20 protein-coding genes and 3 tRNA genes are annotated in these 19,703 nt (G+C 51.9%); 13 read left to right on the forward strand and 10 right to left on the reverse strand.

The features are described 5' to 3' along the window. Positions 1 to 50: 50 nt before the first annotated feature. The 5 genes from osmY to holD all read right to left on the reverse strand — a co-directional run bounded on the left by osmY (position 51) and on the right by holD (position 4,179). Positions 51 to 668 carry a molecular chaperone OsmY gene (gene osmY, locus OGV38_RS09475; RefSeq protein ID WP_286473225.1) on the reverse strand — a complete coding sequence of 206 codons (618 nt, stop codon included), beginning with the start codon at positions 666 to 668 and terminating at the stop codon, positions 51 to 53. A 305-nt stretch (positions 669 to 973) separates the two neighbouring features. Beyond that, on the reverse strand, positions 974 to 2,563 hold the full coding sequence (gene prfC, locus OGV38_RS09480) for a peptide chain release factor 3 (protein WP_016151601.1): 1,590 nt from the start codon (positions 2,561 to 2,563) through the stop codon (positions 974 to 976). Between the two features lie 92 nt (positions 2,564 to 2,655). Then, entirely contained in the window at positions 2,656 to 3,339 is a 684-nt protein-coding gene (gene yjjG / locus OGV38_RS09485; RefSeq protein ID WP_286473226.1) for a pyrimidine 5'-nucleotidase, read from the reverse strand. An 11-nt stretch (positions 3,340 to 3,350) separates the two neighbouring features. Next, positions 3,351 to 3,797 (reverse strand): ribosomal protein S18-alanine N-acetyltransferase, encoded by a 447-nt coding sequence (gene rimI / locus OGV38_RS09490; protein ID WP_005123887.1) that lies wholly within the window; start codon positions 3,795 to 3,797, stop codon positions 3,351 to 3,353. Next, positions 3,766 to 4,179, reverse strand: a complete 414-nt coding sequence (gene holD / locus OGV38_RS09495) for a DNA polymerase III subunit psi (RefSeq protein WP_003837254.1) — start codon at positions 4,177 to 4,179, stop codon at positions 3,766 to 3,768. The genes rimI and holD overlap by 32 nt, the downstream gene beginning before the upstream one ends. A 103-nt stretch (positions 4,180 to 4,282) precedes the next feature. Between holD and rsmC the strand changes: the two genes are divergently transcribed. The 4 genes from rsmC (at position 4,283) to OGV38_RS09515 (ending at position 5,838) form a co-directional block, all read left to right on the forward strand. Beyond that, positions 4,283 to 5,311: a 16S rRNA (guanine(1207)-N(2))-methyltransferase RsmC gene (gene rsmC / locus OGV38_RS09500; RefSeq protein WP_047358379.1), complete on the forward strand. Its 1,029-nt coding sequence runs from the start codon at positions 4,283 to 4,285 to the stop codon at positions 5,309 to 5,311. A gap of 209 nt (positions 5,312 to 5,520) precedes the next feature. Continuing rightward, positions 5,521 to 5,607, forward strand: a tRNA-Leu gene (locus OGV38_RS09505). A gap of 28 nt (positions 5,608 to 5,635) precedes the next feature. Next, positions 5,636 to 5,721, forward strand: a tRNA-Leu gene (locus OGV38_RS09510). A gap of 31 nt (positions 5,722 to 5,752) precedes the next feature. Next, positions 5,753 to 5,838: transfer RNA gene (locus OGV38_RS09515), tRNA-Leu, on the forward strand. A gap of 39 nt (positions 5,839 to 5,877) precedes the next feature. On the opposite strand, the gene OGV38_RS09520 is transcribed toward OGV38_RS09515, so the two are convergent. Beyond that, positions 5,878 to 6,153, reverse strand: a complete 276-nt coding sequence (locus tag OGV38_RS09520; RefSeq protein WP_047502323.1) for a DUF1435 domain-containing protein — start codon at positions 6,151 to 6,153, stop codon at positions 5,878 to 5,880. Between the two features lie 216 nt (positions 6,154 to 6,369). Here OGV38_RS09520 and OGV38_RS09525 point away from each other — a divergent pair, with 216 nt between their 5' ends. Both OGV38_RS09525 and fhuF read left to right on the forward strand, forming a co-directional pair. Beyond that, complete coding sequence (locus tag OGV38_RS09525; protein ID WP_269518484.1) at positions 6,370 to 7,446, forward strand: GGDEF domain-containing protein; 1,077 nt, start codon at positions 6,370 to 6,372, stop codon at positions 7,444 to 7,446. A gap of 108 nt (positions 7,447 to 7,554) precedes the next feature. Beyond that, on the forward strand, positions 7,555 to 8,343 hold the full coding sequence (gene fhuF, locus OGV38_RS09530) for a siderophore-iron reductase FhuF (RefSeq protein WP_286473228.1): 789 nt from the start codon (positions 7,555 to 7,557) through the stop codon (positions 8,341 to 8,343). A gap of 29 nt (positions 8,344 to 8,372) precedes the next feature. Here fhuF and OGV38_RS09535 read toward each other — a convergent pair whose 3' ends face one another. Beyond that, positions 8,373 to 9,716, reverse strand: a complete 1,344-nt coding sequence (locus OGV38_RS09535) for a PTS sugar transporter subunit IIC (RefSeq protein WP_286473229.1) — start codon at positions 9,714 to 9,716, stop codon at positions 8,373 to 8,375. Positions 9,717 to 10,081: 365 nt separating this feature from the next. On the opposite strand from OGV38_RS09535, the gene OGV38_RS09540 reads away from it, so the two are divergent. Beyond that, entirely contained in the window at positions 10,082 to 10,543 is a 462-nt protein-coding gene (locus OGV38_RS09540; RefSeq protein ID WP_016151593.1) for a YbaK/EbsC family protein, read from the forward strand. Between the two features lie 54 nt (positions 10,544 to 10,597). Here the strand turns inward: OGV38_RS09540 and bglJ are convergent, their stop codons facing one another. After that, positions 10,598 to 11,275: a DNA-binding transcriptional activator BglJ gene (gene bglJ / locus OGV38_RS09545; protein ID WP_181629261.1), complete on the reverse strand. Its 678-nt coding sequence runs from the start codon at positions 11,273 to 11,275 to the stop codon at positions 10,598 to 10,600. After that, entirely contained in the window at positions 11,236 to 11,961 is a 726-nt protein-coding gene (locus OGV38_RS09550) for a helix-turn-helix transcriptional regulator (RefSeq protein WP_016151591.1), read from the reverse strand. Before OGV38_RS09550 ends, bglJ begins: the two co-directional genes overlap by 40 nt. A gap of 458 nt (positions 11,962 to 12,419) precedes the next feature. Between OGV38_RS09550 and OGV38_RS09555 the strand changes: the two genes are divergently transcribed. The 6 genes from OGV38_RS09555 to opgB all read left to right on the forward strand — a co-directional run bounded on the left by OGV38_RS09555 (position 12,420) and on the right by opgB (position 18,146). Then, entirely contained in the window at positions 12,420 to 13,196 is a 777-nt protein-coding gene (locus OGV38_RS09555) for a threonine/serine exporter family protein (RefSeq protein WP_016155624.1), read from the forward strand. Beyond that, complete coding sequence (locus OGV38_RS09560) at positions 13,187 to 13,660, forward strand: threonine/serine exporter (protein ID WP_016151589.1); 474 nt, start codon at positions 13,187 to 13,189, stop codon at positions 13,658 to 13,660. Before OGV38_RS09555 ends, OGV38_RS09560 begins: the two co-directional genes overlap by 10 nt. 123 nt (positions 13,661 to 13,783) lie before the next feature. Next, positions 13,784 to 14,323: a primosomal protein DnaT gene (dnaT, locus tag OGV38_RS09565; protein WP_016151588.1), complete on the forward strand. Its 540-nt coding sequence runs from the start codon at positions 13,784 to 13,786 to the stop codon at positions 14,321 to 14,323. A gap of 2 nt (positions 14,324 to 14,325) precedes the next feature. After that, a complete protein-coding gene (gene dnaC / locus OGV38_RS09570) occupies positions 14,326 to 15,063 on the forward strand; it encodes a replicative helicase loader DnaC (protein ID WP_286473230.1) in 738 nt (245 codons plus the stop codon). Positions 15,064 to 15,133: 70 nt separating this feature from the next. Beyond that, entirely contained in the window at positions 15,134 to 15,625 is a 492-nt protein-coding gene (locus OGV38_RS09575) for a YjjA family protein (RefSeq protein ID WP_137352594.1), read from the forward strand. 229 nt (positions 15,626 to 15,854) lie between these two features. Further along, positions 15,855 to 18,146, forward strand: a complete 2,292-nt coding sequence (gene opgB / locus OGV38_RS09580) for a phosphatidylglycerol--membrane-oligosaccharide glycerophosphotransferase (RefSeq protein ID WP_103928885.1) — start codon at positions 15,855 to 15,857, stop codon at positions 18,144 to 18,146. 105 nt (positions 18,147 to 18,251) lie between these two features. Here the strand turns inward: opgB and OGV38_RS09585 are convergent, their stop codons facing one another. Further along, entirely contained in the window at positions 18,252 to 19,697 is a 1,446-nt protein-coding gene (locus tag OGV38_RS09585) for a tagaturonate reductase (protein WP_269518469.1), read from the reverse strand. Positions 19,698 to 19,703 lie beyond the last annotated feature (6 nt).

Genomic DNA, 19,703 nt, shown 5'->3' on the forward strand with positions numbered 1-19,703 from the left:
GGTGCACAACACGCCTCCCGACAAACGTCGGGAGGACGAATTAAGTCTAATTAGTGAGTTTTAAGATCGTTTTTGACGCTTTTCACGCCATCAATCGCTTTGGCGATACTCTCAGCGCGATCGCTTTGAGCCTGTGATTCAACGGTTCCTGAAAGCTGTACCACGCCATCGGTGGTTTCAACTTTCACTTTGCGGGAAGGGACAATATCATCGGCCAGCAGCTTGGCTTTTACCTCACTGGTGATTGCCGTATCGCCCGCATAGCCTTTTACAGAAGTGTCTTTGCTATCACGTACGTGCAGTTCGTCGCTAACGGAGGTCACACCCTCAACTCCTTTGGCGACTTTAACTGCCTCTTCGGCCTGTGCCTGGCTTTCAACAAACCCGCTTAGCGTCACCACCTTCTGGTCGGTTTTAACGGAAATGTCGGTGCTCTTAATGCTATCGTGATCCACCAGCGCGGCTTTTACTTTCGCAGTGATGGTGCTGTCATCCATGAAATTACCGACTTTGTTCATGGAGCTATCGACTTTCTGCCCCGCACTTTCGACGCCGGATTGCGTTTTATCCGTCGTGGAGTTTTCTGCATAAGCAGAACCCGTTGCAACAGCGGAGGTCAGCATCACGGCCAGCAGCGTTTTAGAAATCTTAAGTCCTGTCATTGTCATCGATGTATTCCTGTATGTTTGCTAAAAGCTGCGCTCTGCCGTAAACGGCTTGAGCCAGCAACTAATCTTGTAAGTGGAATAAATATCAGCAATAGAAGCTGCAACAGGCAGCCTAAAAAGCATTTAACGCCGACATTTATGTCATCACATTGTTAAATATAGTTCAGGATTTCGTGATCGCAGTCCAGATTGACTAAAAAACGTGCAAACAAAAGAAAAACGAGAGGTTTTAAGAACATTCCGCAAGGGATTTAAAAGACAGGAAAAGTTGTAGGGCACGGCGGATACCGTGCCCTGAAGGTCGATTAGTGTTCGCGCGTTTTGCGGAACTGAACGTCAGGGTAACGTTCCTGGGTGAGATTCAGGTTAACCATGGTCGGCGCGATATAAGTGAGGTTATCGCCGCCATCCAGCGCCAGCTGAATTTCGTTTTTACGCTTGAATTCTTCGAATTTCTTCACGTCAGAACACTCTACCCAGCGTGCTGTCGCTACGTTGACCGACTCATAAATCGCTTCAACGTTGTATTCGCTCTTCAGGCGTGAAACCACCACGTCGAACTGCAGCACACCAACAGCGCCCACGATCAGATCGTTATTAGCGATCGGACGGAAAACCTGCACTGCGCCCTCTTCGGACAGCTGAACCAGCCCTTTCAGCAGCTGTTTCTGCTTCAACGGATCCTTCAGACGAATACGACGGAACAGCTCCGGCGCGAAGTTCGGAATACCGGTGAACTTCATCATTTCGCCTTGGGTAAAGGTATCGCCAATCTGGATAGTGCCGTGGTTGTGCAGACCCAGAATATCGCCCGGATACGCTTCTTCCACGTGAGAACGGTCACCGGCCATAAAAGTCAGCGCATCGGAGATAACCACGTCTTTACCAATGCGCACCTGGCGCATTTTCATACCTTTCTCGTACTTGCCGGACACCACGCGCATAAACGCCACGCGGTCACGGTGTTTCGGGTCCATGTTGGCCTGAATTTTAAACACAAAGCCGGTGAACTTCTCTTCTGATGCTTCAACGACACGGGTGTCGGTTTTACGCGGCATCGGCGCAGGCGCCCACTCCACTAAGCCATCCAGCATATGATCAACGCCGAAGTTACCGAGCGCGGTACCGAAGAATACCGGGGTGATTTCGCCCGCGAGGAACAGCTCATGGTCGAACTCGTTAGACGCGCCCTGCACCAGCTCCAGCTCGTCGCGCAGCTGCTGTGCCAGGTCTTCCCCCACGGCGGCATCGAGTTCCGGGTTGTTCAGACCTTTAACAATGCGCACTTCCTGAATGGTGTGGCCTTTACCCGTCTGGTACAGGTAAGTTTCGTCTTTATATAGGTGATAGACGCCTTTGAACAACTTACCGCAGCCAATCGGCCAGGTGATCGGCGCACAGCCGATTTTCAGTTCATTCTCGACTTCATCCAGCAGCTCCATCGGATCGCGGATGTCACGGTCGAGTTTGTTCATAAAGGTCAGGATCGGGGTATCACGCAGACGGGTAACTTCCATCAGCTTACGGGTCCGGTCTTCAACACCTTTTGCGGCGTCAATGACCATCAGGCAGCAGTCCACCGCCGTCAGAGTACGGTATGTATCTTCAGAGAAGTCTTCGTGCCCTGGGGTGTCCAGCAGGTTTACCAGGCAGTCATGATATGGAAACTGCATCACAGAGGTGGTAATTGAGATACCACGCTGTTTTTCCATTTCCATCCAGTCAGATTTCGCATGCTGGCTGGAGCCACGGCCTTTTACCGTACCGGCGGTCTGAATCGCCTGTCCGAATAACAGTACCTTTTCAGTAATTGTCGTTTTACCGGCATCCGGGTGAGAAATAATGGCAAAAGTGCGGCGTTTGGCCACCTCTTGCAAATAAGGAGACAACGTCATAGTCAAATCTTCTTAGGTAAGCACGGCAACAGGCCGTGCAAGTTGAATACGAAAAATTGCGGCTATTTTACCCATCAACGGGGGGGAGGCAATCAGTGTTTACACAGGAGCCGCTCCAGTTCACTTAATGACGCCACGGTCCAGGTCGGCTGAATGCCCGCTGGCTGCTCGCGGTGGTGCGTATTTAACCAGCAAGTGGATAGCCCGGCGTTAATGCCGCCAAGAATATCGGACTCTGCGGTGTCGCCCACCATCAGTACGCGGGAACGCTCAGGATTGCCCGCCTGCTCCAGCGCATGGTCAAAAATACGGGGATCGGGTTTTGCCACGCCAACCTGCTCAGAAATCACCAGCAGGTCGAAATAGTCGCGCAGCCCCGTCCGCTCAAGGCGGATTTGCTGCAACGCCGTAAAGCCGTTAGTAATAATACCGATTTTTGTTTTATCACGAATCGCATTGAGCAGAGAAACCGCCCCTGGCAACGGCGAGCAAATCTCCGCCATCGCATTGATAAAGGCGTCATTAAGCTGGCCTGGCTCAACCTTCAGGCGTTCAGCCCAGCTCTGAAAACGAGAGTGCTGGAGTTGTAATGAGGTTATCGCACCGTTTTGATAATCCACCCACAGCGGTTTATTTACGGCCTGGTAGTCCTGAAAATCTTCAGCGGTAAAGGTAATGCTATAGTCGAGAAACATCCGCTGTAAGCCGGTAAACGAGTCAAACGTAAACAGCGTTTCGTCGGCATCAAAGAAAATCCAGTCCCACTTCTTCACCATTACACCTTGTCTTACATGCTGATTGGCAATGCCATTATAATGGCGTCTTCATGACCATCGGCCGTCGGATAGTAATTGCGCCGGATCGTCGCCTCGTTAAAGCCCAGGCTTTCGTACAGCGCAATAGCGGCAGCATTTGAGGCGCGTACTTCAAGCCACAGTGTCAAAATGCCACGCTTTTCCAGCTCATCGATCAGGTATTCCAGTAGCTCACGCCCCAGGCCCCGGCGCTGAAAGTCAGGATCGACGGCAATATTGAACAGCGTAGCTTCATCCAGCACGACCTGTGTAATCGCAAAGGCGGCCATTACGTCGTCAACCCTCAACTGAAAATTGAGGTAGCGATCGCCCTGGTTGCTGGCAAATGTTTTTTCACTCCACGGAAAAGCGTGAGCGCGTTTTTCAATCTGAAATGCTGCAGGTAAATCAGTCGGTTCGAGGGAAGAAATCGTGTTCATATGCGCAGATTTGTTGCCATAACGCGGCGCGGGCCGCGGGGTTTTCCCGTAATTCATTAAACGCAGGACTCTCGACCTGAGCGCCCTCCAGTAGCAGCGGCTCTTCGGTTCCCAGCCGCCAGCTATTACAGCGACTGCCCTGCGGCAGCATGGCGACACGGTCAGGCGTCAGTTGTAAAACCTGATCCGGGCTGACGGTTAATGCGCGTAAAATATCGCTCATCAACGGTTCGGTTAGTGCGGGTAATTGTGCAGCAACCATCACCAAACGGACGTGCGCAGGAATTGAAATCGCGATCTCGCCCTGCAGTGCGCCGGGACGACGCAATGACCACTGCGTAATGCCCAGTTGCTGTAACTGCCAGTCTCGTCGGGATGTCATAGCGAAACACTCCTGTCTATCAGGGGCGCAAATATAGCAAATTTGTCGAATCCGTGCCATCAAACAACTATAATCCCCCGCTGTACAATTTAAGGAGCACTCCATGTCTGCTTTTACCCCGGCAAGTGAAGTCTTGCTGCGCCACAGTGATGATTTCGAACAAAGCCGTATTCTGTTTGCCGGTGATTTGCAGGATGACCTGCCTGCCCATTTTGAATGCGCCGCCAGCCGTGCGCACACTCAGCAGCTTCACCACTGGCAGGTGCTTAACCGCCAGATGGGCGACAACGTTCGCTTTAGCCTCGTCGCCCAGACCGATGACGTTGCCGATAGCGATACGCTGATCTACTACTGGCCGAAGAATAAGCCGGAAGCCCAGTTCCAGTTGATGAACATTCTGTCGCTGTTACCGGTGGGCACCGATATTTTTGTTGTTGGTGAGAACCGCAGCGGCGTTCGTAGCGCAGAGCAGATGCTGGCCGAATACGCGCCGCTGAACAAAGTCGACAGCGCGCGTCGCTGTGGCCTGTACCATGGTCGTCTGGAAAAACAGCCGGTCTTTGATGCAGAAAAATACTGGGATGAATACCAGACCGAAAATCTGACCATCAAAACGCTGCCGGGCGTATTCAGCCGTGACGGCCTGGATGTTGGCAGCCAACTGCTGCTCTCCACGCTGACGCCGCACACCAAAGGCAAAGTTTTGGATGTCGGCTGCGGTGCAGGTGTACTCTCCGTCGCCTTAGCCAGCCACTCGCCAAAAGTGCGCTTAACCCTGTGCGATGTTAGTGCCGCCGCCGTTGAAGCCAGCCGCGCAACGCTTGCTGCCAACGGTATTGAAGGAGACGTAATCGCCAGTAACGTCTTTTCTGACGTGACGGGTCGCTTTGATATGATCATCTCCAACCCACCGTTCCACGACGGGATGCAGACCAGCCTCGATGCCGCGCAAACGCTGATTCGCGGCGCAGTGCGCCACCTCAACAGCGGCGGTGAACTGCGTATCGTGGCGAACGCCTTCCTGCCTTATCCGAAGGTACTGGATGAAGTGTTTGGCTTCCACGAAGTTATCGCGCAGACCGGTCGCTTCAAGGTCTATCGCACCATCATGACGCGTCAGGCGAAGAAGTAGAACGGCCATCCCATGCCGGATAAGGTGCCTGCACCGCCATCCGGCAGGGTTTGCTAAATGCGGGGTGGCACTTCGTTTACACGGCCTGCGTTTAGCGCCCATTTTTACATCAATTAAGCGCGTCCTGGGCAATTAACTATTGACGAAAAGTTGAAAACCACTAGAATGCGCCTCCGTGGTAACGATACTTTTTTGAGTGTCGATGGTATGCGAAGGTGGCGGAATTGGTAGACGCGCTAGCTTCAGGTGTTAGTGTCCTTTCGGACGTGGGGGTTCAAGTCCCCCCCCTCGCACCATAATCCACGTTGATATTGCTCGCACTGGGCGAAGGTGGCGGAATTGGTAGACGCGCTAGCTTCAGGTGTTAGTGTCCTTAGGATGTGGGGGTTCGAGTCCCCCCCCTCGCACCAACGAGGCGATATCAAAAAATAAGATGACTGTGCGAAGGTGGCGGAATTGGTAGACGCGCTAGCTTCAGGTGTTAGTGTCCTTAGGATGTGGGGGTTCGAGTCCCCCCCCTCGCACCAATTATCTTATTTCCCTCTCGATTTTCTTCCCTGTTTTGTTCATCCCTGATTCCCGTTCATCATCACCAGAACAATGCCGCCGATCAGCGCCGCACATGAAGGCAACAGGACAAAATGCCGCAAACGCTTGTGGTACAGCATGAGTGAAGTCAACAGTAATCCTAATACAATCATCGCCTTCCATACGTAGACCGACAGGTCGCTAAATGCCATCCCGGCAATCAGTATTCCCGGCAGCAGAACACCCCATCCACTGCCCAGCGTACGTTGCAACATGGTACCACCCATGACATTGATAATGATAACCAATATCATATGATAAATTTTCTCATTTGTCAGCTGGGAGGCACTATCAATTATATGAGTTTTACTTAACGATTGATGACATGAATAATTTAAGGTGATAAATTGCTCGCCGGTTAGCTTTTCAATTAAAAACAATAAAAACCTCTGCGAATGATACCCCGTTCGTTATTTGTTTTATTTACCAACACACCTTCGTACATTGCAGATAACTAACAATATTTACCTATGACAGTACAATCCTGGCGAGCTCTGCGCACCAAAAAATACCAACTCTCTTTACGATTGTTTCTGCTACTCAACGCAGTCTCCGCGTTGTTTACGCTTTTTTTTCCCCTGTTTGCCGTCAAAGCGTTGTCAGTACCGGCATTGCTGATTCTCGTGATGAGTACATTGTTGCTGGCATGGCATAGGAAATATGTGGATAAAAGAATTAATCTTCCTTTTATTTCAATCGTTTTTGGTTTGCTATGGGCATTACATATTTTCCTGAAATATAACGCTCTGGGTCATAATGATTATTATTTTCTATTAATCGCGCTTCTCAGCGTGCTGTTTATTGGTTCTATCGCTTTTGCCAATAATATCATCGCGTTTACGCTTCACTCATTGCCTTCCGTCGCCATCTGTTTGTGGCTGAATGGCAGCGAGCATGGTTTGCGAATTATCTATTTTATGGCGCTGCCCATGGCCGGGATCGCCATCCAGCATGTGATACAAAAGCGCTACGATGGCTTCGCCCAGCAGCTGATGTATAAACTGCTGGAAGAACGGGAAACCCTGAACGGGCTCAGCATGCTCGACCCGCTAACCGGTTTGTACAATCGTCGGGGGCTGCAACACCGACTCGATACGCTGTTGGCCTTGAGCAACGCGAAGCACTACGTCTTGCTACTGGATATCGACCATTTCAAAGCCTATAACGATCACTACGGTCATATGATGGGAGATCAGGCGCTGATCCGCGTCTCTGCCGCAATTCGTGACTCCGTGCGCTCCCGGGACGTGGTGGCGCGCTTTGGTGGGGAAGAGTTTATGGTTTTGCTGACCGCGGTCGATCCCCAGCAGGCCCAGGCTGCCGCCGAACGTATTCGCCAGAAGGTGTACGACCTTAAAATTCCTCACATGTTTAACGAGAGCGTGGCAACCAACGTAACCGTGAGTATTGGTATTGCGCCTCTGGTCGAGCAGGATATTGATGCCGCTGTTGCCCGAGCGGATAAAGCCCTTTATGAGGCCAAGAGCCTTGGGCGCAACAGTACGCTGGTTAGCGATGACCTGCGGGTAAACTGCCCTTCTGCCTGAGCTATCTGTGCGGTGTCTCCCGGGATGGCGACAAAGATCTTGCCATCGCTCAATGTCAATTATAGGATTAGCAATCATTATCATTAAGATTAACATCCTTATATCGACATGGCTTATCGTTCCGCACCGATCGTTGAAGATGTCATCTGGCGTAGCCCTCTGCCTGCAAAGATGCCCTCGCTGGCTGCTGCCGTACGCGCAACGATAGCCAACACCCGTGAGCACCTGCTGGACTTCATTCGTCTTGACGAAACGCCCGTGCCAGGTGCGATGACGCTACATGAATGGACGCAATCAACGACGCTAAGTTCATTGCTGGCTGTCTATTCAGACCATATTTATCGCAATCAGCCCACGCTGCCACGCGAAAATAAGCCGCTGATTTCTCTCTGGGCGCAGTGGTATATCGGCCTGATGATGCCTCCGCTCATGGTGGCCCTGCTGACGCAAAAAGAGGCCATCGACGTCTCTCCTGAACACATGCACGTAGAATTCCACGAAACAGGCCGTGCTGCCTGCTTCTGGATCGACGTGCATCAGGAGCACCAGGTCACGGCCCAGTCTCCTCAGCAACGCATGGAAACGCTGATTCTCTCGGCGCTGACGCCGGTTATGCAGGCGCTGGAAGCGACAGGCGAGATCAATGCGAAGCTTATCTGGAGCAACACCGGATATTTAATTCACTGGTATTTAACGGAAATGAAGCCGTTATTAGGTGAAGAACTGCTGACCACACTGCGCCAAACCTGTTTTTTTGAGAAGCAACTCTCCTGCGGTCAGGATAACCCCCTGTGGCGTACCGTTGTTCCGCGCGAGGGACTGTTAGTGCGCAGAACCTGCTGCCAGCGCTATCGCCTGCCCGATGTCCAGCAATGCGGTGACTGCACGCTGAAGTAAGCGAGGAGCCGTAGCCCCTCGCCCGTCAGTTATGCAACCTGCTGATTTTCCTCTTCTATACGCTGTGCTTCTTCTTTTTCCTGCGCTAATAGCTGTTTTTCGTAAACCTTAAAGAATGGGAAGTAGATGACGGCAGACACCAGTGCCAGCAGGACAACCAGAATGGCCGCACGATAATCCCAGCCTAACGCCCATGCCGCGCCAACCGGGGCCGGGGCCGTCCAGGGAACCACTGAAATCACCCGCCCAATTAAATCCAGCTTCATCGCCGCCCAGGCCAGCACTGCGTTCACCATCGGGGCCAGCAGGAAGGGAATAAAGAACACTGGGTTCATGACAATCGGCGTACCGAAAATCACCGGTTCGTTAATATTAAAAATGCTCGGGACAACGCTCAAACGCCCGATCGATCGCAGATGGGCCGAGCGGCTACGCAGATAGCAAATCACCAGCCCCATCGTCGCGCCGGAACCTCCAACCACAATAAAAAACGTCCAGAACGCTTCCATAAAGATATGCGGTAAAAGCGCGCCCTGCGCCAGCGCCGACTGGTTCATCCCGAGATTGGTGAGCCAGAACATTTGCAGCATTCCCGACACAATTGCCGCGCCATGAATACCCGCAAACCACAGCAGATGGCCGATCAGCACCGCCAGCAGTATCGCTGGCAGAGAATCCGCTGCAGACACCAGTGGTTTAAAGATGGCCATGATGGCCTGCGGGATCAGCATGTCAAACTGCGACTGAATCACCAGACTCAGCGGGTACAGCGTCAGTACCACCACCAGCACAGGGATCAGCAGATCGAAGGAGTTTTTGATCATCGGCGGCACCTGATCGGGTAAACGAATGCCGATGTTGTGCGCCTTCAGGAAGCGCATCATTTCAACGCAGTAAATAGCCACCAGGATGGCAGTGAAAATCCCCGTACCGCCCAGGCTATCAACCGGCATCGTGCCTTTGGTTTTCGGTGCAGCAATCAGCAAAAAAGCCATGATCGATAGCATCGCGCACATGAAGGGATCTAGCTGATGCGACTTCACATAGTGCTTGCCCAGGTTATAAGCGATAGCCGCACATATGTAGACTGACATGATCCCCATCGTCATATCAAACGGTGTGAGGATTTGGCCTTCAAACTGTTTCGCCATATCCAGCCACGCACGTGCAAACCCCCAAGTGGTATCCGGAGAAAAAGGTGGATAGGCGAAAACCAGCAGAAACGAGCCTACGATCATAAAGGGCATCGCCGAAATAAACCCATCACGGATAGCCATCACATGACGTTGTGAAGAGATGCGCCCGGCAACAGGGCTGACGTAATTTTCAACGAAGCGGAAAATCACATTAAACACAGCATGATTAGTAGACATAGCCGTTCTCCCGTTGTGCAAAAACCTGCAACCGTGCTGGTATCAACACCACCACGTAAAGCCCATTACTACTTTTCGCAACCGTGCCGGGAGGAACGCCAGCGCTACTGCATTTTGAGTTCAGTTTCATAGATGGCTCTTGTTATGTAATACAGAGGAAGTGACAACTTCAGTATTAATCGCCATTTGAGCATTCTGCAACCGGTTACTGTAACCGGTTTCTTTGATTGTGAAGACGATCGAAAAACTGCCAATGTTGCCATGTTGTTACATTAAAATATTTACAGCGAGCTTGCCCCTATGACAAATTACGCCATGCGGTTTTCTGCTGGATGGAGCTGCCTGTAGGCGATTTGGAGAGAAGAATGAGTTTGCAATCTGTACGCCAATTTTTAGCGCAATATGCACCAGATATTGAGATTATCGAATTAGATCAGAGCACAGCTACCGTCGATCTGGCAGCGAAAGCCCATAACGTCGAACCTGGCCAGATCGCGAAAACGCTTTCGCTGAAGGTCAAGAACGACATTATTCTGGTCGTCGCCAAAGGTGATGCCCGACTGGATAACAAAAAGCTAAAGAGCACTTTCGGTGCCAAAGCCCGGATGTTGAGTAGCGATGAAGTGGTTAACGCGACGGGCCATCCCGTTGGCGGTGTTTGCCCTTTCGGACTGGAAACGCCGATTTCGGTGTACTGCGACGTTTCGTTGAAGCATTACGCTGAAGTGCTTCCCGCCGCAGGCGCCATCCACAGCGCCGTTCGTATCACGCCAGAAAGGATGGCTGAGCTGACTTCCGCCACCTGGGTGGATGTGTGTCAGGGATGATTCACGTTCCGCGCCGATAACGAAACCCGGCACGAAACGATCTAACATTACTCGCTAAGAAGCCGCCTGTAGAAAAGGTGCAGGTTCACCTGCACGCAGGTACAGCAGGATATCTGCAGCATCCAGCAGTCCGGCATCTGAGCTCACGCCCAGCTTGGACATCACATTAAATTTATGTGCCCGAATGGTTTTAATATTCCGCTCTAACTGAGCAGCTATCTGCGGCATTGAATAGCCATTCGACATAAAGCGCAGTATTTCTCGTTCTGTTGGACTGAGCATACGGCTTTGATTGATATACCAATGGTTTTTAAAACCTTCGGTTCCCCGGTTGGGGCCGTTCAATACCGTAAATAACGCGTCCTGCAGTACCGTTAATGAAGAAGATTTGCTCACAACGCCATCTAACGGCAACGGTGACAAAGAGCCGATTAATCGCGCTTCAGCGTCATCATCAGCAATAACCACCCGGCGAATACGCGGAAAATTTACCGCCAGTTCCGTCAGATAAGCTAACCCGGCCCTGCGATCGGTTCTGATTGCAGAGAGGGAGAAAATAACCGCCGAAAACGACGTTTTTAACATCACCTGACTAAATGCAGGCTGGCTCGAAAAGATATGAAGTTCGTATTGATTATCCGGCATGGTATTAAACAGGCTCTTAATACCGACGCTACTCATCGCGCACTTCTCTACCAGCGCAACGTTTCTTTTGATGCTTCGGCTTTCCATTCCGTGGTTTCTCCATAAACTGAAGGTAAATTCAATTCTCGCGATCCTTGAGAACTGTTTATCCAGGCGTACATTTCTGCATTGCTATGTATCGACAAGCGACGCATAGCGCTGTTCTTTTGGGCGCTGATCGTTTTATTGCTTTTCTTCAGCAATGTCGCAATCTGATTAATTCCCCAACCTTTTCCCAGGAGTCTCAGCACTTTCCTCTCCGAGAGGGTAAGTACAATTGAGCGGGCGCTATGGTCTGCTAATTCTGGCATCACGGGCGGAGAGAGCAGCGACTTGCTAATTCTCTCGGCACGGCTATTTCCTGCGTGAATAACATTCACCAAACTTTCAATCGTCTCGGCATCAGATAACAGCGAACTGACAGGACACATCAGCAATTCAATGGCCAGCGGATAAAAAACACGAGAAACGAGAAATACCCAGTGAATATCGCGGTATTGAGATAATAAAGAATAATACTGTTCGCAGACTGAACGTGGATGATTACAGTCTCCGGATAAATCAGCAATCACCAAATCGGCACAACGCAGCTGCAGCAACGTCAATTCTTCGACGGAGCGGCAGTAGGTAAGTTCATAATCAGCGAACTGCCCCTGCATTACACCTTTAAGTCCGGTTTGTACGATCGGTAATTTACTAATAATAATTGCGTTTTTGCAGCGTCCTGGCAACATATCTCCTCCACACTCACCAGTCCGTATTCGCACTTATTAAAAATCCCCTGATAAATTAAAAGTATTAATTAACAGGAAACCCTAAACAATAGACGAGGTGAATTGTTTATCCTTGGCTTTTATTTATAAACAAAGTTATACCGCTACAATCCCAGTAGCATCAAACTATTGAACCATCATGCCAATAATTACTCATGAATACACTCTTTGTACAATTAAAAGAACTACAATAGATCGTTAGCGTTGCTTACGTATTTTCCATCCTGATAAATAACATTACATTTTCATAAGCGCTGTCTTTATTGATAAGCAAGTGAGGTGTGCAAACGCATCAGACGTACGATCTGCATCTTTTTTCGACGCAAAGATTGATCTTAGCCAGAGCCAACAGGATCATGCTTCATGATAAAAAGAAGACATCCGCCACGCAAAGAGATCCTTTTCAGTCAGAGCGAGTCATGCAAACAGAGCAGTCGTCACAGCGAACGGTTACACGGTTATGTATTCAATGCGGTCTTTTTTTACTTCAGCATGGGGCAGAAAGTGCGCTGGTTGACGAGCTATCCACCCGCCTCGGGCTGGCGCTTGGCATGGATAGCGTAGAAAGCGCTATCTCCTCTAACGCCATCGTCCTGACCACCATTAAAGACGGGCAGTGCCTGACTTCAACGCGAAAAAATCAGGATCGCGGAATTAACATGCACGTCGTGACGGAGGTGCAGCACATCGTTATTCTGGCGGAACACAAACTGCTGGATGTTAAAGGCGTTGAGAAACGCTTTAGCCAGATTAAACCGCTGCGCTATCCAAGATGGTTGGTCGCCTTTATGGTCGGCTTGTCCTGCGCCTGCTTTTGTAAACTCAATAATGGCGGATGGGATGGCGCGGTGATCACCTTTTTCGCCAGTATGGTGGCAATGTATATTCGCCAGATTCTGGCGTCCCGGCATTTGCACCCGCAAATCAACTTCTGCATTACTGCGTTTGTGGCAACCTCGATTTCTGGTCTGCTGCTGACGTTGCCGACGTTTAACCACACTCCAACCATCGCCATGGCCGCCAGCGTGCTGCTGTTGGTTCCGGGTTTTCCGTTGATCAACTCCGTCGCGGATATGTTTAAGGGACACATTAATACTGGGCTCGCTCGCTGGGCTATTGCCAGTCTGCTGACGCTGGCGACCTGCATTGGCGTAGTCATGTCGATGACCTTATGGGGGCTGCGCGGATGGGCGTGATCGATTTCATTTTGGCGCTAATGCAGGACATGATCCTGTCGGCGATTCCGGCGCTTGGTTTTGCCATGGTATTTAACGTACCACATCGGGCGCTCCCCTGGTGCGCGTTACTCGGCGCACTCGGCCACGGTTCACGAATGGTGATGATGAGCGCTGGATTTAATATCGAATGGTCAACTTTTATGGCGTCGCTACTGGTGGGCTGCATTGGGATCCAGTGGTCACGCTGGTATCTGGCGCACCCGAAAGTCTTCACCGTTGCGGCAGTAATCCCCATGTTCCCTGGGATCTCGGCCTATACCGCCATGATCTCGGCGGTAAAAATCGGCCATTTTGGCTACAGCGAAGCGCTGATGATCACGCTGTTGACCAATTTCCTGAAAGCCTCATCGATTGTCGGAGCGCTCTCTATCGGGCTATCCGTACCGGGATTATGGCTGTATCGCAAACGCCCGCGTGTTTAGCGGCACGCTTTGTTAGCTCCTCGCAGAGAGGGGAATCGCCCCCTCATCTGCTGCTCTCCTTCTTCTCTGTGTTACTATAAAAGCAGTCCCCTTCTCGGTTGTTGTTCAGTATTGAGAAACATTATGCCCAGCAAAATTTTGACGCCGGACGTCACTAGCATTGACGCCTTACTACACGATCACCATACGGTGCTGGCCAGGTCTGCGGGCGGTGCCGTAGCCGTATTCGCCAACAACGCGCCAGCATTTTACGCGGTGACGCCTGCACGACTGGCCGAGTTGTTGGCGCTTGAAGAGAAGCTGTCACGCCCGGGAAGCGATGTGACGCTGGATGCACAATTTTATGAAGAGCCGCAAACCGCTCCTGTTGTCGTGCCAATGGGGAAATTTGCGATGTACGCTGACTGGCAGCCCGATGCCGACTTTCAGCGCCAGGCCGCCCTGTGGGGCGTGGCGTTAAGAGAACCGGTCACCGCCGAGGAACTGGCCTCATTTGTCGCCTACTGGCAGGCCGAAGGCAAAGTCTTTCACCATATTCAGTGGCAGCAAAAACTGGCACGCAGCATCCAGATTGGCCGGGCCAGCAATGGCGGAATGCCGAAGCGCGATGTGAACAGTGTCAGCGAGCCTGACAACCATATTCCACCGGGTTTTAGAGGATAACGATGAAAAACGTTGGCGACCTGATGAAACGTCTGCAAAAAATGATGCCGGCTAATGTCGAGCCAGCCTTTAAAACGGGCGAGGAGCTGCTGGCATGGCAAAAAGAGCAAGGTGAAATTCGCGCCGCAGCGCTGGCCCGTGAAAACCGGGCTATGAAAATGCAGCGCACATTCAACCGTTCCGGTATTCGTCCACTGCATCAGAACTGTTCGTTCGATAACTATCGGGTGGAATGCGAAGGTCAGATGAACGCCCTGAGCAAAGCTCGCCAGTACGTTGAAGAGTTTGACGGCAACATCGCCAGCTTTATTTTCTCTGGCAAGCCCGGCACCGGCAAAAACCATCTGGCCGCCGCTATCTGCAACGAACTGCTGCTGCGCGGCAAATCGGTGCTGATTATCACCGTTGCGGACATTATGTCAGCCATGAAAGATACCTTCAGCAACCGTGAAACCAGCGAAGAACAGCTACTCAACGATCTCAGTAATGTCGATTTGCTGGTGATCGACGAAATCGGCGTGCAGACCGAATCCCGCTATGAAAAGGTGATCATCAACCAGATCGTCGATCGCCGCTCGTCTTCAAAACGCCCGACCGGTATGTTGACCAACAGCAATATGGATGAAATGAACAAACTGCTGGGCGAGCGGGTAATGGACCGTATGCGCCTTGGCAACAGCCTGTGGGTGATTTTTAACTGGGAAAGCTACCGTAATCGGGTAACCGGTAAAGAGTATTAACGTATTAGGACCACTCCTAAGACTGCCGGCGCTATACTGCGCTGAAAAGGCATAACACGAGTTGCATATAATGATGAAAACAACCAAACGTCTGCTGTGCGGTGCGCTTGCCGCCAGCACGCTCATCTCGACCAGCGTTTTCGCCGCCTCCTGGCAGGATTCGCTCTCCAGCGCGGCCAGCGAACTGAGCAAACAAAGCTCCGGCTCGCAGGGCGGCTCGTCACTCTCTTCCCTGACCAGTCTACTGAATGGCAGCAATCAGTCGCTGACCTCCAGCAGCATGAATAACGCCGCCGGGATCCTGGAATATTGCGCGAAACAGAAACTGGCCTCGGTCACCGACACGCAAAACGTCAAAAACCAGGTGCTGGATAAACTGGGCCTCAGTGCTCCGGAGCAGAAACAAGACACCAACTATATGGACGGCATTCAGGGGCTGCTCAACGCCAAAGATGGTCAACAACTGGACCTGAACACAATTGGCAACAGCTCGCTGGCGAAGCAGGTAAAAACCAAGGCCTGCGATCTGGTGTTAAAACAGGGTATGAACTTCATTTCCTGACGCACGACATGCCGCGTATATCCTGCGCGGCATCAACCTGCTCCCCATAAAATTCACACGTCAAATAATCAGTAAATCCCCGCAAAAAACACGCATATCTAAACCAATTCTGAATAACAACGTAATTTAATGTCACTACAATTGCAGCAATGCAACATCGCTATTACATTGTGCTTTCCCCAAATCATTAGCCTGCCAGGCGTTTGCCCGGTTTACTGAGGATCGATCGTTGTCAGAACTCATCTCCATCACTCTGTTTCTCGCTTCAGTGCTGATTTACGCCTGGAAAGCGGGTCGCAATACCTGGTGGTTTGCTGCCACGTTAACGGTGCTGGGGATTTTTATTGTCTTGAATATCACGCTGTATGCCAGTGACTATTTCACCGGCGACGGTATCAATGACGCGGTTCTGTACACGCTGACCAACAGCCTGACCGGCGCGGGAATTGGAAAATATATCTTACCTGGTGTCGGGATTGCGCTGGTCCTGACGACCGTTTTTGTCGCTCTCGGCTGGATTCTGCGCCGCCGTCGCCATCATCCGCATCATGTGGGTTACAGTCTGCTGGCCCTGCTGCTGGCGCTGGCCTCCGTAGATGCCAGCCCGGCGTTTCACCAGATAACCGAACTGGTAAAGTCGCAGTCGCGCGATGGCGATCCGGATTTCCCAACCTATTATAAAGAGCCGTCAAAAACGATTCCCAACCCGAAGCTGAACCTGGTTTATATCTATGGCGAAAGCCTCGAGCGCACCTATTTTAACAACGACGCGTTCCCGGATCTGACCCCGGAACTCGGTGCGTTGAAAAACGAAGGTCTGGATTTCAGCAATACCATGCAACTGCCGGGTACCGATTACACCATCGCTGGCATGGTCGCCTCCCAGTGCGGTATTCCGCTGTTTGCGCCGTTTGAAGGCAACGCCTCGGCGTCGGTCTCCAGCTTCTTCCCCAACAATATCTGTCTGGGCGATATCCTGAAAAACTCCGGCTATCAAAACTACTTTGTGCAGGGAGCCAACCTGCGCTTTGCCGGCAAAGACGTGTTCCTGAAATCTCACGGTTTTGATCATCTCTACGGTGCGGAAGAGTTAAAAAGCGTGGTTGCGGACCCGGCCTATCGCAACGACTGGGGCTTCTACGACGATACCGTGCTGGATGAAGCGTGGAAAAAATTCGAAGAGCTTTCGCGTTCAGGCCAGCGCTTTTCACTGTTTACGCTGACCGTGGATACCCATCATCCAGATGGATTTATCTCACGTAGCTGCAACCGTAAACGTTATGACATTGACGGGAAGGCCAACCAATCCTTCAGCGCGGTCAGCTGCAGCCAGGAAAACATTGCCGAATTTATCAATAAGATTAAAGCCTCACCGTGGTTCAAAGATACCGTTATCGTGGTTTCTTCCGATCATCTGGCGATGAACAACACCGCATGGAAGTATCTGAACAAGCAGGATCGCAACAACCTGTTCTTCGTGCTGCGCGGCGACCAGCCACAGCAGGACACGCTGGCGGTGAAGCGTAACACGATGGATAACGGGGCAACGGTACTGGATATTCTCGGTGGCGATAACTTTATCGGTCTTGGCCGCAGCAGTTTGTCGAGCGAATCCGTGTCTGAAGTGTTCCTGAACATCAAAGAAAAAATGCTGGCGTGGAAGCCCGATATCATCCGCCTGTGGAATTTCCCGAAAGAGATGAAAGAGTTCACCGTCGACCAGGACAAAAACATGATCTCTTTCTCCGGCAGCCATTTCCGCCTGCCGTTGTTGCTGCGCGTATCGGACAAACGCGTCGAGCCGCTGCCGGAAAGCGAATACTCGGCCCCGCTGCGCTTCCAACTGGCAGATTTCGCGCCGCGAGATAACTTTGTCTGGGTTGATCGCTGCTACAAAATGGCGCAGCTATGGGCCCCGGAGTTGGCGCTCTCCACCGACTGGTGCGTATCGCAAGGCCAGTTAGGCGGACAGCAAATCGTGCAGCACGTCGACAAAGCCAAATGGAAAAGTAAAACCGTGTTTAAAGACACGGTGATCGACATGGAGCGCTACAAAGGTAACGTTGATACGCTGAAAATTGTCGATAACGACATTCGCTACAAAGCCGACAGCTTCGTCTTCAACGTGGCGGGCGCGCCGGAAGAGGTTAAACAGTTTAGCGGCATATCACGCCCCGAATCCTGGGGACGCTGGTCCAATGCGCAGCTCAGCAAAGAGGTGACCATCGAGTACAAGGCCCCGCTGCCGAAGAAATTCGATCTGGTCATCACCGCGAAAGCCTTTGGCGACAACGCCAATCGTCCTATTCCCGTGCGCGTTGGCCACGAGGAACAGACGCTGGTGTTAGGCCATGATGTCACTACCACTACCTTGCATTTTGATAACCCGGCGGATGCCGATACGCTGGTGATTGTCCCGCCCGATCCGGTCGCCACCAACGAGGGCAATATTCTCGGCCACTCGCCGCGTAAGCTGGGGATCGGGATGGTTGAAATCAAAGTGGTCGCTCAGGGCTCATAACATGAAATGGCTGATGGCGCTTCGCTTATCAGCCTTACAGCTAGCCGCATTTATTGTCTGAAAAAAAACAGCGCCCAACACCACACCGGGCGCTGCATGGCAACCTTATTCCAGACTTTTCACTGCCTGGCGCATACCCTGCACCAGAATCATTTCCAGGTTTGCCGTCACCTGCCCGGCAAGCCCGGGCAGCAACGTCAAATCTTCACCCCAGTGCGCCGCATCGCCGAGCACAGTATCCACCAGTTCACGCAGCGTTAAATCTTTGCCAACTCGCGGCCACAGACTGGCATACAGGCTAACCCACTGCTCATCATCCTGTATCGGATAGCGTTCTCCCTCCCGCTCTGCGCGATAAAACGCCAGCAGCGCCGCGAGGGCGAACGTTAACCGCACGGGCCAGCGCCCATTTTGCTGGCCCGCCAGCAGTTGCGGCAAAATTCGGGTACGGAATTTGGTCATCCCGTTAAGCGCAATGGAAAGCAACTGGTGACGAATGTAGGGGTTTTGAAAACGCCCGCTCACCGCGTCGGCAAATTCACGCAGTTCATCCGCCGGGAGATCCAATACCGGTATAATTTCCTCGCTAATCGCCCGCTCGATAAAGTGACGGACATCGGCATCCTGCATCGCTTCGCCGACGGTCTCCAGGCCACACAGCCAGGCCACCGGCACCAACGCCGTATGCGCGCCATTGAGAATGGCGACCTTACGCTCTTTGTACGGTTTAATATCGCTCACTACCCGAATGTTCAGCGGGCACTGCGCCAGCTTCAGCTCCTCGGCCAGCCATTGCGGCCCCTGAATCACAAACAGGTAAAAATGCTCCGCGGTATCGAGAAACGCATCGTGATAGCCAAGCGTAGCTTCCAGCGCGGCGGCTTCTTCTCGCGGGTAGCCGGTGACAATGCGGTCGACCAGCGTGGAACAGAAGGTGTTTGCCGTCGCCACCCAGTCGGCAAACGCCGGGGGAAGCTGCCAGTCCTGCGCATACTGCAGTACCAGCGTTTTGAGCGCCTCACCGTTATAGTCGATAAGCTCGCACGGGATAATGACCCACCCCTTATCCACCGCGCCCTCAAAATGATTAAAACGTTCCAGCAGCAGACGCGTCAGTTTAGCCGGAAAGCTTACCGGCGGTGCATCATCGACCCGGTCTGCCGCGTGATAGCTAATTCCGGCTTCGGTGGTATTCGAAAACACAAAGCGAATATCCGCATTGTGGGCAAGCACCAGATACGCCGCGAAGTCCTGATACGGATTGATTTCGTTATTCACCGAACGGATAAGCCGCGCCTCGCTCACCGCTTCGCCCTGCGCGTTTAGACCGCGAATAAGCGTGGTATACAGCCCGTCCTGGGTATTCAGCGACGGTGGAAAATCGGTATTGATCGGGCGAACGATAGTCACGCCAGCGTTCAGAAAGGTTTGCTCGTTGAGGATATCCAGTTGCCAGTCGATAAACGCTCGCAGGAAATTCCCTTCACCAAACTGGAGCACGCGCGTTGGGTAGCTTGCCCCCGGAAAATCACGTCGATTCAATGTCTTCATCGCATT

Origin of the sequence: Citrobacter sp. Cb080, from assembly GCF_030334745.1 — a bacterium.
Taxonomy (GTDB): Bacteria; Pseudomonadota; Gammaproteobacteria; order Enterobacterales; family Enterobacteriaceae; genus Citrobacter; species Citrobacter braakii.

What these genes read in the sequence shown, in the direction of transcription:
- osmY (WP_286473225.1), bottom strand. Translation starts at nt 668, where the DNA reads ATGACAATGACAGGACTTAAGATTTCTAAAACGCTGCTGGCCGTGATG.
- prfC (WP_016151601.1), bottom strand. Translation starts at nt 2,563, where the DNA reads ATGACGTTGTCTCCTTATTTGCAAGAGGTGGCCAAACGCCGCACTTTT.
- yjjG (WP_286473226.1), bottom strand. Translation starts at nt 3,339, where the DNA reads ATGGTGAAGAAGTGGGACTGGATTTTCTTTGATGCCGACGAAACGCTG.
- rimI (WP_005123887.1), bottom strand. Translation starts at nt 3,797, where the DNA reads ATGAACACGATTTCTTCCCTCGAACCGACTGATTTACCTGCAGCATTT.
- holD (WP_003837254.1), bottom strand. Translation starts at nt 4,179, where the DNA reads ATGACATCCCGACGAGACTGGCAGTTACAGCAACTGGGCATTACGCAG.
- rsmC (WP_047358379.1), top strand. Translation starts at nt 4,283, where the DNA reads ATGTCTGCTTTTACCCCGGCAAGTGAAGTCTTGCTGCGCCACAGTGAT.
- OGV38_RS09520 (WP_047502323.1), bottom strand. Translation starts at nt 6,153, where the DNA reads ATGATATTGGTTATCATTATCAATGTCATGGGTGGTACCATGTTGCAA.
- OGV38_RS09525 (WP_269518484.1), top strand. Translation starts at nt 6,370, where the DNA reads ATGACAGTACAATCCTGGCGAGCTCTGCGCACCAAAAAATACCAACTC.
- fhuF (WP_286473228.1), top strand. Translation starts at nt 7,555, where the DNA reads ATGGCTTATCGTTCCGCACCGATCGTTGAAGATGTCATCTGGCGTAGC.
- OGV38_RS09535 (WP_286473229.1), bottom strand. Translation starts at nt 9,716, where the DNA reads ATGTCTACTAATCATGCTGTGTTTAATGTGATTTTCCGCTTCGTTGAA.
- OGV38_RS09540 (WP_016151593.1), top strand. Translation starts at nt 10,082, where the DNA reads ATGAGTTTGCAATCTGTACGCCAATTTTTAGCGCAATATGCACCAGAT.
- bglJ (WP_181629261.1), bottom strand. Translation starts at nt 11,275, where the DNA reads ATGGAAAGCCGAAGCATCAAAAGAAACGTTGCGCTGGTAGAGAAGTGC.
- OGV38_RS09550 (WP_016151591.1), bottom strand. Translation starts at nt 11,961, where the DNA reads ATGTTGCCAGGACGCTGCAAAAACGCAATTATTATTAGTAAATTACCG.
- OGV38_RS09555 (WP_016155624.1), top strand. Translation starts at nt 12,420, where the DNA reads ATGCAAACAGAGCAGTCGTCACAGCGAACGGTTACACGGTTATGTATT.
- OGV38_RS09560 (WP_016151589.1), top strand. Translation starts at nt 13,187, where the DNA reads ATGGGCGTGATCGATTTCATTTTGGCGCTAATGCAGGACATGATCCTG.
- dnaT (WP_016151588.1), top strand. Translation starts at nt 13,784, where the DNA reads ATGCCCAGCAAAATTTTGACGCCGGACGTCACTAGCATTGACGCCTTA.
- dnaC (WP_286473230.1), top strand. Translation starts at nt 14,326, where the DNA reads ATGAAAAACGTTGGCGACCTGATGAAACGTCTGCAAAAAATGATGCCG.
- OGV38_RS09575 (WP_137352594.1), top strand. Translation starts at nt 15,134, where the DNA reads ATGATGAAAACAACCAAACGTCTGCTGTGCGGTGCGCTTGCCGCCAGC.
- OGV38_RS09585 (WP_269518469.1), bottom strand. Translation starts at nt 19,697, where the DNA reads ATGAAGACATTGAATCGACGTGATTTTCCGGGGGCAAGCTACCCAACG.